The organism is Labrenzia sp. THAF35 (genome assembly GCF_009363595.1).
GTDB classification, from domain to species: Bacteria; Pseudomonadota; Alphaproteobacteria; order Rhizobiales; family Stappiaceae; genus Roseibium; species Roseibium algicola.
The window spans coordinates 4,102,026-4,118,502 of sequence record NZ_CP045380.1 but is presented as its reverse complement, the minus strand read 5'-3'; the positions used below and the strand labels follow the sequence as shown (position 1 = coordinate 4,118,502).

Annotated in this window: 11 protein-coding genes; 6 read left to right on the top strand and 5 right to left on the bottom strand. The window is 57.8% G+C overall.

The window, feature by feature from the left end; genetic code table 11:
• Positions 1-300: 300 nt before the first annotated feature.
• Positions 301-786 (top strand): hypothetical protein, encoded by a 486-nt coding sequence (locus FIU93_RS18905; RefSeq protein ID WP_139314078.1) that lies wholly within the window; start codon positions 301-303, stop codon positions 784-786.
• Here the strand turns inward: FIU93_RS18905 and FIU93_RS18900 are convergent, their stop codons facing one another.
• Genes FIU93_RS18900 through FIU93_RS18890 form a run of 3 tightly spaced genes read right to left on the bottom strand, consistent with a single transcriptional unit; the run spans position 787 to position 4,606 of the window.
• Positions 787-2,313: a hypothetical protein gene (locus FIU93_RS18900; RefSeq protein WP_152506442.1), complete on the bottom strand. Its 1,527-nt coding sequence runs from the start codon at positions 2,311-2,313 to the stop codon at positions 787-789.
• A gap of 18 nt (positions 2,314-2,331) precedes the next feature.
• Positions 2,332-3,156, bottom strand: a complete 825-nt coding sequence (locus tag FIU93_RS18895) for a DUF2182 domain-containing protein (RefSeq protein ID WP_152506441.1) — start codon at positions 3,154-3,156, stop codon at positions 2,332-2,334.
• A gap of 1 nt (position 3,157) precedes the next feature.
• Positions 3,158-4,606 carry a tyrosinase family protein gene (locus tag FIU93_RS18890; RefSeq protein ID WP_152506440.1) on the bottom strand — a complete coding sequence of 483 codons (1,449 nt, stop codon included), beginning with the start codon at positions 4,604-4,606 and terminating at the stop codon, positions 3,158-3,160.
• A gap of 772 nt (positions 4,607-5,378) precedes the next feature.
• Here FIU93_RS18890 and FIU93_RS18885 point away from each other — a divergent pair.
• Genes FIU93_RS18885 through FIU93_RS18875 form a run of 3 tightly spaced genes read left to right on the top strand, consistent with a single transcriptional unit; the run spans position 5,379 to position 10,600 of the window.
• Positions 5,379-7,178 (top strand): FlgO family outer membrane protein, encoded by a 1,800-nt coding sequence (locus tag FIU93_RS18885; protein WP_152506439.1) that lies wholly within the window; start codon positions 5,379-5,381, stop codon positions 7,176-7,178.
• 45 nt (positions 7,179-7,223) lie between these two features.
• Positions 7,224-8,513, top strand: a complete 1,290-nt coding sequence (locus FIU93_RS18880; protein WP_152506438.1) for a phosphatase PAP2 family protein — start codon at positions 7,224-7,226, stop codon at positions 8,511-8,513.
• 32 nt (positions 8,514-8,545) lie between these two features.
• On the top strand, positions 8,546-10,600 hold the full coding sequence (locus FIU93_RS18875; RefSeq protein ID WP_152506437.1) for a hypothetical protein: 2,055 nt from the start codon (positions 8,546-8,548) through the stop codon (positions 10,598-10,600).
• A 42-nt stretch (positions 10,601-10,642) separates the two neighbouring features.
• On the opposite strand, the gene FIU93_RS18870 is transcribed toward FIU93_RS18875, so the two are convergent.
• Both FIU93_RS18870 and FIU93_RS18865 read right to left on the bottom strand, forming a co-directional pair.
• Complete coding sequence (locus tag FIU93_RS18870; RefSeq protein WP_152506436.1) at positions 10,643-12,199, bottom strand: DHA2 family efflux MFS transporter permease subunit; 1,557 nt, start codon at positions 12,197-12,199, stop codon at positions 10,643-10,645.
• Positions 12,200-12,415: 216 nt separating this feature from the next.
• The gene (locus tag FIU93_RS18865; protein ID WP_209010167.1) at positions 12,416-13,711 is read right to left on the bottom strand and encodes an HlyD family secretion protein; all 1,296 of its coding nucleotides are present in this window, start codon (positions 13,709-13,711) and stop codon (positions 12,416-12,418) included.
• Positions 13,712-14,153: 442 nt separating this feature from the next.
• Here FIU93_RS18865 and FIU93_RS18860 point away from each other — a divergent pair, with 442 nt between their 5' ends.
• The gene (locus FIU93_RS18860; RefSeq protein WP_055654581.1) at positions 14,154-14,801 is read left to right on the top strand and encodes a TetR/AcrR family transcriptional regulator; all 648 of its coding nucleotides are present in this window, start codon (positions 14,154-14,156) and stop codon (positions 14,799-14,801) included.
• Positions 14,802-14,927: 126 nt separating this feature from the next.
• Positions 14,928-16,409: a protein adenylyltransferase SelO gene (locus FIU93_RS18855; RefSeq protein WP_152506434.1), complete on the top strand. Its 1,482-nt coding sequence runs from the start codon at positions 14,928-14,930 to the stop codon at positions 16,407-16,409.
• The last annotated feature ends 68 nt before the right edge of the window (positions 16,410-16,477 follow it).

Below are 16,477 nucleotides of genomic sequence, written 5' to 3'. Positions count from 1 at the left end.
CAGATGAGAGATGAAACGGGAGCTCGGCTTGCCTTTGCGCTGGTTGTTCGCACGTCAAATGACGCAGCTGCAGTCCTGTCCACCTTGAGAGAGCTACGGCTTCCAGCTGGCCCCTCCCAGGTCATTGAGACGAACAAACCCGGTGTTGACGCAACAATCCTGAGAGAATTGCAGGAACGTTTCGCGGTAAGTGATCCCGCGTCGGAATGTGTTTTGGTCGACACCAGACCCGGCAGCACGGACGCCGCTCTCCCGCCAGGTTTACCGAAACTTCTTTTGGAGGAGACTGGCGCCGATGGAATGTCTGGCTGGCCGGCAATGCTATTGAAGATTGCCCGGAAAACCGGAAGAAACGCGGCCGAGAACCTGCAACTGGTGCTGCCGGTTCTGGCGGCCGCGGAAGGTGTTGTCGACCTCCAGCAAGTTTCGTTCCGCCCGGAGCGGATCGAAGCAGAAGGTCATTGCCTGATATCCGTGGAAGACAGCGCACTTGGCGCCCTATCCGGCCTGTTCCTGAACCTTCCCACCTCGTTTGTCATTGAACAGCCCGACAGCCCTCACCCTGTCGCATTCAAAGAGGTTGCTGAAGACACGATCCAGGAGGCAAAGGCCTACATTCAAAGTCTGCGGGCCAATGGCCAGCTTGAGATGGCACCAGGTGAGACAGGCCAAGCTGAAGCAGGAGAGCTTGAAGGCATGGCGTCGCCACTGCTCGGTCAACCGACGCACTATGTCGAAACTGATGAGACCGGCAGACGCATACTTCGGCGAAGGGGCTTCAACTGATCAAGTGCACAGGAAGGCCCTTGCCGTGCCTGGAAGAGCGTGACACCGGCAATTGAAACGCTTTCGGAGCAATCGACGCTCCTCCCCCACGTTACTGACCACATGGCTCACGGCACCGATCGTATCGACGCCCGCCTGGCTGTGGGCCTCTTCTGAAATCTGACCGGCGGCATGCAGGCTGAAGACAAAGCTTTGCGCCTCGACAGCGGATTGCCGTACCGTCTCCACCTCGCCCAGCAGGGCGGCATTCCCGTTTTGCTCACCGATGAGGACGTCTTCCTCAACGTAGCAATAGACGCCTTCCAGATCGCTGGCGACATCTGCGAGCGAGACTTTCTGGCGCCGCCGAACGGCTGCTACCGACTGGTCGCCAAGCTGAACCCGGCTGCCGTAGAACCGTTGATCCGTATCATCTCCGGTGACTTCCAGCAGGCTGCGGCGGGACGCCTGTGTCAGTACATCACGAACGGAATGAACGGTTTCCGAAGGCGGCCGACCAGCCAGAACCACTGTGGGGGATGTCAGTTGTTCGGCATTCAACAGCACATTATGGCTCTCGAACCCGTCCCGGATCGCCTGGGCATTGACCCCGGCATTGCGCATTCCGTCCGCAATCAGCATGGCGTTGCCGACAGCCTGGAAAAATCGAGGTTTAAGTGGCGCCGTACGCGCGGCAGCAACCAGCAACTCTCCCGCCGTCCTAGCCGCCGCCAGCAATCCTTTTTCGCTCTCCACACCGCGCGACTGATAGATGTTCGTCAGCGTGTCGTAAAAACAACCGCTGAAGATCATGCCCAGCGAATGTACTTCGTTGATCAGAACGCCCGGGCCACCTGACACCGGCAAGGAGGCCGGCATCACCCATTGATGTGTATTGAGAGCGCGCCGTGGGACCGCCGCATTGTGATTTGCGTCGACCAGGACGGCAATACCGTGGGACAGATCCTCTGCAGTGGTCTCGACAAAGTTCTTCTGTCTCAACAACCCTTGATCGAGAAGCACCTTGCGGGTCGCCTCGTCCTGAAGCGCGACAAGAATTGCGATGCAGTCTCCGAAGGCTTCGTGAAAAGCACCCGGTTCCGCCTGAAAAGCACCCCAAAGATCCGGGCGAATTGCATCCAGAAAGGCATGACCCGCCTCGTGTGCGACAACATCCGTACTTGCCCCTGAGCGGTAACTGTCTCCCCCGGCAGCATCCACCTGAAAAAAGGAGAGCGAAAGCCTGTCGTAAAAGGCATTGAGCTGGGGCTGCCCCGATGTCTTGTGTTTCAACCGCAAGGTTTTCCCGTTTTGCCACGTGGTCAGCGTGCTCCCGTCGATCAACTCCCAAAGGTCGATGGCTCTGAGAGCGGCCTCGCGGCATTGCCAGAACAGAAAGCCGTCGCTGTCAGTTGGATATGTGTCTTCCGGGAGGGAGCCCAGATAGACATAGCGGGCCAGTTCATCTGGTCGCTCAGCATGCGCCTCGATGACGGCTGCAGGCGGGAGTCCGGCTCTCGGGTCGTTCGGAATGAAATTGATCGGCATGATTTCCTCCTCTGACCGTCAATGGCGTGTCCGGACGGGCTGGCTTGTTGCAGCAAGCGGCTTGGTGTGGCGCAGACTGTGCCTGTTCGCGCCGCGTCCTCCTGGCAGGAGCGAAACCCCCAGGACAGTTTCCAGTGCCGGAGGCAGGCGCCAGACTGGCGCGGCAGGCGGTGCAATCCGGTCGGCGAAAAGATAGAGACCTGTCAGCACCATCACGGCAATATGGCCGGTCTCCACCTGCAAAGGCACAAGCATCCAGGGCCAGCAAGCAAACACACAAGCCGCCCCGGTTCGAAGACCGAACCAGCAACCATCAGCCTGTGCCTCCTGTCCGAAAGCTGCCATCCGGCTGGTACCGTGGCACCTGTTTCTGGCCCATTGGGCGAGCGGGGACATGCTCCAAACGACAGCGACACCGAACGCCAACGACAGGTCGATCCAGGCGCCGGCAAGCGCCAGGACAAACGCCAGTGGCACAAGCAACAGGCCCGACAAAATCCAGACGCAAAGATAACCGAGCAGAAAGGCAATACTTGCAGCCCCCCTTTGGGACGCATGCACCACTCGTCCGACATAAGACAGATTGGCGGCAACCAGCGGCGTCATCATGGCCACGACCATCAGGATCCAGTCCGCAGCTACCGCTTGCAAGATCTGCGAGAATTGAAGGTTCGGTGCGGGCAGGAAAACGGATTGCGCAACATTCAGACGCCCGCAAAGAGCCGCGACGTTCGAAGCAGGTTGCGCGAAACCGAGCAGGAGGTAGCTGCCCACGCTCAAGGCAACCAGCCAGGGCATTGCGCCCCGACTGGTCTGCACGGCAAAGGCCGCCAGCCGGGACATGTCATCTAACCCTGAGACGGTAGATGCTGATCCGGTCGACGGTAATTTCCGACGAGGCCCCCTCTGGCTGAACGAGGCTAACTTCAAGCTCCTGGATTGCAGCACCAGCACGCGCCTGCATGGCCGCAACCTTGTCGGTGATTTCCACGGTTGATGACAGGCCGTTGCCTGCGTGCGAACCGTCGGTTGAACTGGCCTTTCCAAGGCCGAAGAACACCAGAGTTTCGTTGATTTCCGCATCCGGTATGCCTGGCGCAACAACACGAACGGAAAGAACACCGCTCGGAGTGTTCCCCCGGACACCTTCAACGTTGAGATAAAGTCGCTCCGCTGCGGCCGGGGCTGCAGCAGCAGGGGCCGCAGTTGGCGCTGCAGCCAGTTTCACGCGTGCCGTTACCGGACTTGCGGTAACCTGCAGCACCTCGTCGTTTGCCCCGACGAGTGTCGAAGTGCCCCGACCTGTCGGTGTGGTGGCCATTGCAATCCCCACGGTGGGCGTAATGCCCGTTCCATCGATCAGATTATCATAGACCGGCGCAAGAGCCGCGCCCGGCAGCGTGTCTTCCGGCGTGAAAATGGAAATATTTTGCTGTGCGTCCGGCATCGCAAACTGGCGCGGGAACGGCCCGTTGAGCCAGGGCCGGCTGGTTTCCTGGGAGTTGCCTCCCCCGGTCATCCAGGCGGCCCACAAGCGGTCGATGTTGCAATGGTGAACCCAGAAGATCGGATCGAGACCGGCAAAATCCGGATCGTACATCCAGCCGGTCGGACTGGGCGGTACGTTGCCGCCCACCATGACATGCACGAAATTGTGCGGGTCACTTTCGACCGCACCATAGGCATTGCCCTGCTGGTCGAAACCGCTGATAGGACCGCCATATCCAAGCGTGCCGGGGATTGATGTATAAACGGTCTGCGTGGTTTGCGCGTCGAGCGAAATGTCGACATTGATCCAGGCCTGCGGACCAAGTTTCACGGCAGGGCCACGAAACGCGTTGGCTAACGGGTTCGGCGTGTTGTCACCCGGAATGGTGCTGTCCAGAAACTCCTGCGGATAGTCTCGCGACGCTGGATCAGACCCGTTGAGATAATTCCAGTAGGGCAAAGCCCATGTAGTCGGACCGCCCTGGCTGACAATCCAGTCTGCCAGGATTGCCTCGAACGCATGCAGATAGCCCCTGTGCCAGGGCAGGAAAAACCAACCCGCATGCTGACACTGGTTGAACATCAATCGTTGCTCGTCGGCGTTTGGCGCCGGCGTGGTCGGTGAAATGATGTTCTGATCAATCCAGCCCTGAGGATTGATGCCGTGGATCGCTGCCAGGTAGAGCCAGCTTGTCCGATCACGCAACTGGCGCGACCGCAGTTCACCAACGGCTCGCGCATACCAAAGCATCGTGTCGGACCATGGCCCGCCGAGCTTGGCAATGTCTTTTCTTATGCCTGCCATTATTTCCTCCCATTGAAAACTCGAGAGAACAGTCATCTGAATTTTGAAAAGCGAAAATTTACTTGCGGCGCCTGCAAATCAAAAGCGCATCAATCTGTTTTTCAAACAGGCAGCTACGTTAGCATGAAATAACGAAGATGTAACGCCCTAGGTTGACGGAATGCGACAGCAATACCATTACGTGTATTAAAAGTTGCAATATTCCAAGATCCCCCTTTTCCCGGCGCTCGAAGAAGAATTCACTTCGACGGGCTAGATAGCCGGCCACACGGATCAATGACCTCCGCCGGTACCAGCAGGTGCCGGTTTCGGCCACTCCACGAAAGAGAGCGCGGCGACAAAGGCAAGAACCAAGCCTGTCAGGATCAGGAAAACAGCCGAAAAGGACAGCCGGAAGGCTTCACGAGTGCCAATTGCACCGAGAGCACATCGCCTCCCTATTTTCCGACGACCGCGTGCAAGTGAGCATCCAAAACAATCTAATTCAAATATTTAAGAAAAACTTCCCTAGCGTAATAAATGTATTGCTTTACAGACGACTAGATTGAAGGCAAGCTAGAAGCGACAAAAGGAAATATATTATCGAACGCGCAAGTGGACACAGAGCGCTTTCGCCTGTCCATGGCGCAGCTCGCGTTGAAAATGCGTGTGAAAATCTGTCTACGTGAAACAATCATTGTTAATTACCTCATTATTCTACGAAAAATTGGTGCCTAATATTTGATTTTAGACTGTTTTCAGGTGGAGCGATTTTGTCGCTACGAGGGAATTCATGCAGGCAGCCGCTGAATACCGAAAGCCCGTACGGCTATTCGAAAAATGGGAGAATCGGCAGAAAGTAATACTTTTTGCCGACGTAGTTGGATCTGCGCGGCTGTTTACGACTGCCGACAATGCATCCATAGGAGCTTGGCTCTCCTTTGTCGCCTACCTGAAAGATGACCTTCTGCCGGAACACGATGGCAGGCTCGTGAAGTCATTGGGCGACGGCATTCTGGCTGAAATAGAGCACGCAACGAGTGCAGTCCGATTTGCAATGCGTCTCACCACGGAACTGGCAAAGATCAACGAGCAACTCCCTGCCATGAACCGGTTGCAGGTTCGCATCGGTATCGACACCGGCGACGTGCTCACCACCGGCGATGACGACATTTATGGCAGCCACGTGAACATTGCCGCCCGTCTCATGTCACTTGCCCGCCCCGGAGAGATTGTTGCCTCCGCCGAGGTCAGGGATGCATTGGCAAGCGAACTCGACGCGGAATTCGAGGATCTTGGTGATTGCCACCTCAAGAATGTCGCCGAGACGGTGCGGGCCTTCAGGGTTCATCCCGTGGGAACCCACCCGAGCATTTTTCCGTTACAGCAATTCGAAGACCTGTTCCCCACCGTCGCGGTTATTCCCTTCACGCCACGCAGCAGATCAAGAGACAATTACGTGCTCGGTGAAGTGCTCGCAGAGGAATTGATTGTCGCATTGTCCCGTTCCTCGGAACTCAATGTCATTTCCCGCCTGTCGACGACAGGTTTTCGCATGCGGAACATCTCCCTTGCCAAGATCTCGGAGACGCTTCAGGCGGATTTTGTCCTGTCGGGGACCTATAGCGGTGATGCGAACCACGTAATTCTGGACGCGGAACTCGCCGACGCAAAAACCGGTCGCGTGATCTGGTCGGATCGCCTGAGCGAGGAGGTTCCTACCCTCCTTAGCGATTCATCCGTGATGTATCAGTTCGCCAAGGACTGCCACGCGGCAATCTTCCGGAGCGAGGTGCAACAGGCATTGTCCTGCCCGATGCAGACACTCGATGCCTATTCGCTTCTCATGAGCGCGATCGGACTGATCTACAGGCTCTCGCGCCACCATTTCGAATACGCCGCCGAACTTCTTGACGAACTGATTCACCGTTCGTCGCGCCAACCCGCAATGGCCTTGGCATGGAAGGCAAAATGGCACGTTCTGGCGGTTCAACAGGGGTGGACGGATTCGCCCGAGCGCGAAAAATCCCTTGCCTTGAGCTGCACGCAAACCGCGCTCGACCACGACCCGACAAATGTCACGGCCCTTGTGTCCGAAGGATTTGCCCTCACAAATCTCGCGCACAAGCTCGAAGAAGCTGAACAGCGTTACAACATGGCCCTCGAGTACAATCCGAATTACGCCATGGGTCGCCTGCTGCGCGGCACTCTCTTCGCGTTCAAGGGAGCTGGCAAGGAGGCTGTCAAGGACACGGAACTGGCCCTCCGCCTGTCTCCCATCGATCCCTACAGGTACTTTTTCCTGTCGCTTGCGGCATCCGCTTGCGTTACGGCCGAAAAATATGACCGCGCTCTCGAGTTCGCCAACCAGTCGCTCCGCTCCAACCGCGCGCACACCTCGACGCTGCGTGCCAAGGCTGTCGCGGAAATGCGCCTTGGACACACCGAACTGGCAGCTCAGACCATCAGCGAACTGCGCGAGCGTCAGCCGGATCTGACCGTAAGCCGCTGGCTGAAAAATTCGCCAAGTGCGCAGTTTCAGGTTGGGAAGGACTTCGCCGAAACCCTAAGGCAAGCCGGACTGCCGCCCTGAGAATGGGGCGGAACCGGCCAATCGAAAAGGTAGGGAGAGTTAGTCATGACACCTAGGGAAACAGCATATCCGGCAGGCGGCTTCGGGGGCTTTGGAGGATTTGGGGGCTTCGGCGGCTTCGGGGGATTTGGCGGGTTCGGAGGGTTTGGGGGCTTCGGGGGATTTGGCGGTTTTGGCGGGTTCGGCGGCACCCCTTCCTTCGATTCACCGCTGATCGTGAACGCGCTGATCACCAATCACGATGGCATTGCCGGAACCTGGCAGACTGTAACGGCGGCCATCCAGGAGAACTGCCCGGAATACGATGCTTTTCTAGGCCGCCTCTCTCCGGAAGTCCGGCAAAGCATTTACGCACTTGAACTGGCATCGAGGCTCGGCTTCACCTTCAAGTTTGAGGGAACGTGCTCCGGAACGGCTCAGGTATGGCACCTGAACGTGACCAGCAACCCTGACGGGACCGATACGCCACACGCGGCTTATGCCATGCTCGCCAGGATGTCTCGCCCAACCATGGCGATCTTCAAGAAGCAGCTCGATCTTGTAGCAAATTATGCAGACCTGCGGCAGGATCGTGCGGCTGAAATTATCGCCCAACTCAGCACACCTGTTGAATTTCTGCGCTCAATCGCATTCATCGCACCGGCTCGAACACCATATACGATCGAGCTGTTGGCAACCGCGCAGGGTCTCGCCAACCTGGTGGAGATGCGGATCAAGTATGCCCTGGCCTGCAAGCGTCCGATAGAATTCTCCCCGCAGATCCAGCCGATGATCCTGACGCCCACGCATGGCACCCTGCCGAGCGGTCATTCAACGGAAGCCTTCACGCTGGCCCGGGTTCTTTGGCTCCTTCTGAGGGATGCCGGTGTCGTGCCTTATGACGACACGATCTGGGGCAAGATGTTCATGCGTCAGGCCTCGCGCATTGCAGTAAACCGCACCGTCGCGGGTGTACATTTTCCGGTCGACAGCGAGGCCGGCGCAATTCTCGGGCTTACACTCGGCGCCTATTTCGCGGGTCGGTGCCAGGGTTCCAATGAAATCAAGGGATGGGCTTTCCACGGCGACCAGTATCCTGACAGCCGGGATTTCGACTGGACACAGCTCTACGATCCGGCAACCCACACGCAGAAGGACCCGGGAGCCTGGGCCGACGAAACCACAACATCCCTCACCGGCACGACCATTCAATCCAGGCCGCTGGCCTGGCTGTGGAACCGCGCAAAGCAGGAATGGCTGGACCTGAGGGAACCCTGTGCCGGTGGCAGCAGCGGTGGCGGAACACTTGAGGATGGTGGTGATGGTGCCTCGCCTTTGGAAGACGACGGCTCGTGATCGCATAGCAAAGTCGAACCGGAGGTCAAGTCATGTCGGATACCAACGGAACCCTTGATGAATTTTCAATCGATCCGGTCACGAACTGGCGGCTGGCTGTTGCAGCAAAGTTCGGAACCGGAGAAGAAGACACTTGGTGGGACATCCTCGTCGAGCTCGATGACATCTCACTCGATGACCTGATCGCCAGGGCCAAGGATATCGGCGGTGGCAACGGGCTTGAGGACGCAGTCCTCATCCCGAATTTCTATACCGCGCAACAGCGGGCGGCCAAAGAAGCGATCCTGTATCCCTCACTCTACGCAAAAGACCTCTTCTTGCAGGAAGCGACGAGGAACGCGGGACAACTCGGCATAAAGCGCATCATTCTTGGGACTGTCGTTCCGGTTGGACAGCTCGACACGAGCGCGCAGATCATGCCCGGCAATCTGCCGGAAATATTTGTCGAGGATGGTTCCGTTGTTACCGCTGTCATCGACAACGGCATCGCGTTCGGCCATGAACTTTTCCGGAAAACCGACCCAAATACGTCACGCGTTTCCTTTGCCTGGATCATGGACGCCAAACCGCGGACCGGCACCCTCGTCGTCCCGCAGGGCCACGCCCTTGCCAGGAGCGAAATCGACGGGTTGCTTGCCGCGAACACGGCCAGCGGGCTCCTCGATGAGAACCGCTTCTACAGTCAGTGCGGATTGATCGACTACAGCTGGCCCGGCCTCAAGCCGGCCGCCATGCGAGTGTCCCACGGCACCCATGTGATGGGACTTGCCGCCGGTTACCAACCCGGCACGAAGGACAACACGCGCCCCATCATCTGCGTGCAGCTGCCAACCGATCTCACCATGGATGTCAGCGGAGCGCAGATCCTGCCAGCTCTCGGACGCGCGATCGACTTCATCAAGATACACGCGGAACGCTTCCGGCTCGAGACCGATCACGGCAAGCAAATCCCGCTGGTGGTCAATTTCAGTTTCGGGAATTTTGCAGGACCGCACGATGGTACCGGTCTGATCGAAGCGAAGATCGATCACGAGCTTCACTCGACCACCCAGCGTGAAATCCAGGTGGCTCTTCCTGCCGGGAACGGCAATCTGGCGCGCACCCACGCGGAGATTACCTTTACGGATGAGGATACGGGTAACGTCAGGCCCGCAAGCCTAGACTGGCGCATTCAACCTGACGACCGCAGCGCGAGCTACGTCGAAATCTGGATGCCGCCGAAGGAGAACCCTGACAACCTAGTGAGAGTGCGCGTTACGCCTCCCGTGGGACCGAGGAGTACGCCGGTTTCAACAGTGCCTGGAGAGACTGCGATCCTCCATTCCGGAGACAACGTGGAATTCGGCCGGATCCTCTACACACCTCCCCACGCGCCAACCTGGCGCGGTTGCATTGTCGTCGGCGTTCATCCGACCTTTCATCACGACGTCACGGATGATTTGGCACCTTCCGGTGTCTGGAAAATCGAAATCGAGAATGTTGCCCTGACCGAAACTGATCGGGTTCAGGTCTGGATACGGCGCGACGAAACCTTGCCCGGGTTCCCAGCATTGGGACGTCAATCCTATTTCGATAATGACGACTATCAGCGTTTCGACAGCTTTGGTGCCCCCTTGCCGATCGATCCGCCCGGATCCGATTGCCTGGTCAAGCGCAGCGGCACCATAAGCGGCTTTGCCTGCGGCGAGTTTCCCGCCGTTGTTGCTGGATATGTCGAAACCCGCAACGATTTGGCCGGCTATTCTGCCGCCGGTCCGGTAACAACGGCATTCAATGCAACCGGTCCGACGAGAAACGGTCCGGATGCAGCCGCGGTCAGCGACGACACACCCGTCCTGCGAGGCATATTGAGTGCCGGATCACGCTGCGGATCGCTGGTGTCTCTCGACGGAACCAGTGTCGCGACACCTCAGGTTGCCCGATGGATGGCCGACAGGCTTGCACAAGGCCAAACCGCAACGAAGGGTGACGTGAGTGCACAGGCTGCATTTGACGATCATCCGCCACCGTCAAGACCGGCCAATACGCGAATTGGCGGCGGCCGGATGCAACGAAGAATTCGTTTCGGACCGGACAGAAAGGCCTGATCGACACGGCAGTGCTCGTCCGGATGATCCACTATCTCGAAATCAATGACCGCCACCACCGGCAGGTGCCGGTTTCGGTCGCTCCACGAAATAGAGCGCGGCGACAAGAGCGAGGAACAAGCCTGTCAGGATCAGGAAAATATCCGAGAAGGAAAGCAGGAACGCTTCGCGGGTGACGATGCCAGACAACGTCTTCAAGGCCGCTGTTTCCGCATTTTGACCCAGTTCCGAGAACGCATGTGTCATGTTGGTCAATGTCTCATTGACGACGGGACGCGACCAGTTGACCGTTTCGGAAATACGTTCGTAGTGGAAATCCTGCCGATTGGTCAGCAGCGTGTTGATCACCGCAAGTCCGACGGCACCTCCCAGGTTCCGGGTCAGGTTGAACAGGCCAGATGCGTTCTTGATCATCTGCGGCGGCAACATACCAAGGGCGATATTGTTGATCGGCACCATGCACAGCATCAGCGAGCAGCCACGCAGGATCTGTGGAACCAGCAATTCCCAGAAATCCCAGTCGTGCGTAATACCGGTCACCATGTAGGTGCCGATCGCAAAGCCCGAGAAGCCGATTGCCATCATCACACGCGGATCGAGCACGGACATCAGCCGCCCCGCAATCGGGGCTGTAAGGAACATGGCAAGACCGCTCACGAACATGGTCTCGCCAATCTGCAGCGAGGTGTAGTCGCGAACGCCGCTCAGATAGACCGGATAAAGATACGTCAGGCCGTAGAGCCCCACCCCCATGATGAAGCTGAAAAGACTGCCCATGGCGAAGTTCTTGTCGGCAAACGCTCTCAGATCGACAATGGGTTCTCGCGCCGTGAACGCCCGCCAGAAGAAGATCGCAGCTCCCAGCACAGTGATTACGGAAAAGAAAACGATCTCGCCGCTCTGGAACCAGTCTTCGCCCGAGCCTTCTTCAAGAACGAATTCCAGAGAACCGAGGAAGATGGCCATGGCCGCGAAACCATACCAGTCAAAATGATCGAGCAGAGACAGATCCGGCTCGTCGAAATCGATCAGGGTAACAGCGGCAAGCGTAACGAAGATGCCGGGCACCACGTTGATCAGGAACAGCCAGTGCCAGGAGCCGAATTCGGTGAGATAACCGCCGAGCGTCGGACCGATGGTCGGTGCCAGCGTTGCCACAAGACCGATCACGGGAGAGATGACGTTGAATTTCTCACGCGGGAAAATCAGATAAGCCGTCGCGAAAACCGTCGGGATCATGCCGCCACCGAGAAACCCCTGCAAGGCACGGTAGACGATCATTTCCTCGATCGTGGAGGCAGTGGCGCACATCAGGCTCATTACCGTGAACCCGGCCGCTGACAGCGCGAACATCCAGCGCGTCGACAGCATGCGCGAAAGGTATCCGGACAACGGGATCATGATGACTTCCGCTATCAGGTAACTTGTCTGCACCCAGGGAATGTCGTCCTGGGAAGCTCCCAGCCCGGCCTGGATTTCCGACAGGGACGCGGACACGATCTGGATATCCAGAATCGCCATGAACATGCCGAACACCATGCAGAGGAAGGTGAACAGCTTGCGTCCGTCGATGGATGCGCTTTGTGCCGTCTCGCTCATGTGACGTAGCCTTGAACCGGCGGTCATTCAGCCGAAAGAGACGGAATGGCCTGTGGCCGATCATTCGATACTGTTGGAACATCCGCGCAGGTCTTGCTGTCGACGGTCTGCTCTTCAAAGGGGCGGCATCCGCAAGATGCGGATACCGGGCTTGTGCGGTTGGAGGCCGCGGGGAGGACTTGATTTGATACGGACCCTTGATCCGCATCTGAAGGTCTAGTGGAGCGCCGACAGGGCGACGTTGTCTTTCTGGCCACCTGTCCTGGTGTCGACTTCGACAACCACCGACATGCCAGCTCGCAGATGTCCGCTTGTTATTTCTTCTTCCGGAACCTTGATCTTCACCGGCACGCGCTGAACCACCTTGGTGAAGTTGCCTGTCGCATTTTCGGCCGGCAGAAGGCTGAAGACGGAACCGGTCGCAGGCGCAATGCTTTCCACGGTTCCCTTGATCGGCTGGTCCGGATAAGCGTCGACGGAAATTTCAACCTCTGCCCCGGGCAGAATTCCCTCGAGCTGAGTTTCCTTGAAATTCGCATCGATGTGAGTGTCGGCCAGCGGCACGATCGCGGCAATCCGGCTTCCCGGCTGCAGCAGGGAGCCGACCTGGGCTGCCCTGTTGCCGACGATGCCATCGACCGGTGCCCGAATGATGGTAAAGGCGAGGTCGCGCTCGGCTTTCTCAAGAGCTGTCTTGGCAGCAACCACTGCCTGTTCGGCTTCTTTCTTCTGGCCGTTGAGCACATCGATATTGGCTTTGGCCAGCGTCACCGCTGCCTGCGCATTCTCCAGATCCGCCTGCGCGCCTTTCAGTGAGGCATCGGCGGTATCAAGCGTTGCCTGGCTGGCAAACTTGTTGTCCGCCAGTCTTTTCTGACGATCGTAGTTCGCGGAAGCTTCGTCCTTCTGCGCCTTGGCAGAAGCAACAGACGCTTCAGCCTGCAGCACGGATGCCTTGGCCGCCGTAATCTGGGTCGCGATACGATCGACCGTTGCACGGGCACTGTCGATGGAATCCTTTGCGGACTGGACGGCAAGCTTGTAGTCGCCATCGTCGATCTTCAGCAGCACGTCACCGGCTTTCACGCGTTGATTGTCGCCGACAGCGACAGACGCAACATAACCGGACACCTTGGAAAGGATGACGGTGATATCCGCGGTCACATAGGCGTCGTCCGTGCTGGCAATGAATCTGCCTTCGGTCCACCAATGGTACGCCTCATAACCGCCAAAGCCGAGACCGGCGAGCAGAACCAGCGTGAAGACCCGCTTGGCCTTGCCCTTCTTTTTCGGTGGAGGCGCTTCTGTGGTGGTCGTTGCGGTTGTTACCTGTGCCTGAGACGAAACTGCCACCTGCCCGCCTTTGTTATCGCTTGTGTCTTTCGCGGAAGATGGTGTTGCCTGTCCGCTATTCGAGGCTACTGAAGTCTCGTTGTCTTGATCCTGGCGGCTCGCAGCCTGCGGCCCACCACCGATCGCGCCGCTTTCGTTGCGGCCTTCTCTGAGTGCCACGATGGTATCCTTTGCCCAAAATTCTTGACCGCCCAGGCATTGACTGAACGGTTCGGTCAATGGCATTTATATGTTCATCCCCTTGGCGAACGCAAGGGTTCCGGCGAATTTTTTCGCAATGCACAAGAGCCCCCTGTTCAACAACCTGGTTGATCAAGACGGCAACAAGACACTTTGGGAGGGGGACGCGAGACGCATCACCTGTCCGGAAGTCGGATCCTGTCGAAGATATTTTCTAGGGGGCGTTTTGACTTGCAGTCACAGCTGGTTTGACCAGGAAAGATTGAATGGTTCGTCCTGTTGGCCGATAGTGTTGAGATTGACCAACCACCTGCCGAACAGTTGACCTTTGCATTTATGGGAATGCTTTTTGAGAAAAACCGTGTGTTTGACAGAATACTAGCGGTAAACTACTGAAAGACGGCAGAAATTCGAGATTGCGATGACAACCGAAACACAGGAACTACCGGCGACAGCCGAAGATCCGGCTCAGAAGACCGACAACGCCAAGTGCAGGCAGATTCTTGCCGGAGCACGAAAAGTCTTCCGGGCAAAGGGATTCGATGGCGCCAGTATGGAGGTTATCGCCAAGGAAGCCGGCGTTTCCAAAGGCACGCTATACGTCTACTTCAGCAGCAAGGAAGCGCTGTTCGAGGCGCTGATTCTGCAAGAACGTTTCAGCCAGGCGGAAATCCTGCGGGAAGCCCTCGTCAGCAGGGCTGACGTGAAAAGCGATCTGCACCGTATCGGCCGCAGTTATCTGCAGAAAATGGCGAATCCGGAAAAATTGTCGACCCTCCGCATGGTAGTCGGCGCTGCGGAAAAATTCCCTCAGTTCGGCGTTCTGCTCTACGAAGCCGGTCCATGCCAGGGCCGACGCGACCTTGGTGCCTTCATCCAGGAGCGGATCGACCGCGGCGAGTTGAAGGACTGCGATGTCGAACTGGCGGCAGGCCAGTTTTTCGACTTGTGTGTGGCGGGCGTTCTAAGGCGCATGCTGCTCAATGCCGGCCCAAAGCCGAGCGAAGAAGAAATCGAAACCAATGTTGCGGCAGCGGTGAAGGTGTTTCTGGCGGCCTACGCAGCGTGACAGGCCGCACTGCCTCCCCCCTCAAAGTTCACATGAATTCGATTTCCGACCTGACCGGGGCGGACAGACGGGCGTAACTTCCTATATTAAGCGGTAAAGCAATTGCCACCGCACACTGTAGGTTCCATGACCGCCCGACCGCCCATTTTCCAGTTCGACAATTCCTACGCACGGGACCTGCCCGGCTTTTATGTGGCCTGGGAAGGCGCGAAGGTGCCAACGCCGCAGCTTGTGGTGCTGAATCGTGTACTTGCAAAAGAACTCGGCCTTGATTCCAACCTTCTGGAAACATCCGAAGGCGCAGAGATCTTTGCCGGGGTCCGTCAGCCGGACGGCGCGTCCCCCCTTGCCCAGGTGTATGCCGGCCACCAGTTTGGCGGCTTCTCGCCACAGCTGGGGGATGGCCGCGCGCTTCTTCTGGGAGAGATCATCGACAGCACCGGCAATCGGAAGGACATTCAGCTGAAAGGGTCGGGACCGACCCCCTTCTCCCGTGGTGGAGATGGCAAGGCTGTGGTGGGACCGGTCTTGCGCGAATATATCCTCGGCGAAGCCATGCATGCACTCGGCATCCCGACGACAAGAGCACTGGCAGCCGTAACCACCGGAGAAACCATCTACCGGGATGGTCCGAAACCGGGCGCTGTGTTGACCCGTGTCGCCGCAAGCCATTTGCGGGTCGGTACCTTCCAGTATTTTGCGGCACGCGGTGAAACGGACAAAGTCCGCCAGCTCGCCGACTACGCCATTGACCGCCACGATCCGGATCTTGCCGGACAGCCGGACCGCTATATCCGGCTGTTTCGGGGAGTAGTCGAGCGCCAGGCAGCGCTGGTCGCCAATTGGGTGCTTGTCGGGTTCGTTCACGGTGTCATGAACACCGACAACACGACGATTTCCGGCGAAACAATCGACTATGGCCCCTGTGCCTTCATTGACGCCTATGATCCGGCAGCCGTGTTCAGCTCCATCGACCATGGTGGACGATACGCGTTCGGCCGCCAACCCGTCATCATGCAATGGAACCTTGCCCGGCTTGCCGAAACCCTGTTGCCCCTGATCCAGCCCGATGATCTGGACAAGGCAGTCGAACTGGCAAGCGCCGAACTCGGCCGCTTTCCTGATATCTACCGCGCAGCCTGGCTTAACGGGATGCGTGCAAAGCTGGGTCTAGTGGAAGAAACCGCGGAAGATCAGGACCTGTTCGAAACGATGCTTTCGGTCCTGCAGGAACAATCGGTCGACTACACGCTCTTCTTCCGGCACCTGAGCGAGGCTGCTGTCGGCGCCCCGCAAAAGCTGCGCGAGCTTTTTGTCGATCCGACACAGATAGACGGCTGGCTGAAGCGCTGGATGCAACGTCTCGAAAGTGAAGGCAGAGCGCCTGCAGATACCAGAACGGCGATGAACCTTGTCAATCCGCTCTACATTCCACGGAACCACAAGGTGGAAGAGGCACTCCAGAGCGCGGAAACTGGAGAGTATTTTATGCTCAATGAGTTATTGGATGTTCTAAAAACTCCGTATGAAGAACGAACTGGCTTTGAGAGCTATGCCCTTCCTGCCCCGGAGGCGTTTGGTCCCTATCAAACCTTCTGCGGAACGTAAGACCAAACCTGGCGCCCGACACAGTCGGTCCGATTGCGCAAGGTGCCACTTCGCTCTCGAACGCCGTC

Coding starts and splice junctions, on each gene's coding strand:
- FIU93_RS18860 (WP_055654581.1), top strand. CDS start 14,154: ATGACAACCGAAACACAGGAACTACCGGCGACAGCCGAAGATCCGGCT.
- FIU93_RS18905 (WP_139314078.1), top strand. CDS start 301: ATGTCTGGCTGGCCGGCAATGCTATTGAAGATTGCCCGGAAAACCGGA.
- FIU93_RS18880 (WP_152506438.1), top strand. CDS start 7,224: ATGACACCTAGGGAAACAGCATATCCGGCAGGCGGCTTCGGGGGCTTT.
- FIU93_RS18870 (WP_152506436.1), bottom strand. CDS start 12,199: ATGAGCGAGACGGCACAAAGCGCATCCATCGACGGACGCAAGCTGTTC.
- FIU93_RS18895 (WP_152506441.1), bottom strand. CDS start 3,156: ATGTCCCGGCTGGCGGCCTTTGCCGTGCAGACCAGTCGGGGCGCAATG.
- FIU93_RS18900 (WP_152506442.1), bottom strand. CDS start 2,313: ATGCCGATCAATTTCATTCCGAACGACCCGAGAGCCGGACTCCCGCCT.
- FIU93_RS18885 (WP_152506439.1), top strand. CDS start 5,379: ATGCAGGCAGCCGCTGAATACCGAAAGCCCGTACGGCTATTCGAAAAA.
- FIU93_RS18855 (WP_152506434.1), top strand. CDS start 14,928: ATGACCGCCCGACCGCCCATTTTCCAGTTCGACAATTCCTACGCACGG.
- FIU93_RS18875 (WP_152506437.1), top strand. CDS start 8,546: ATGTCGGATACCAACGGAACCCTTGATGAATTTTCAATCGATCCGGTC.
- FIU93_RS18890 (WP_152506440.1), bottom strand. CDS start 4,606: ATGGCAGGCATAAGAAAAGACATTGCCAAGCTCGGCGGGCCATGGTCC.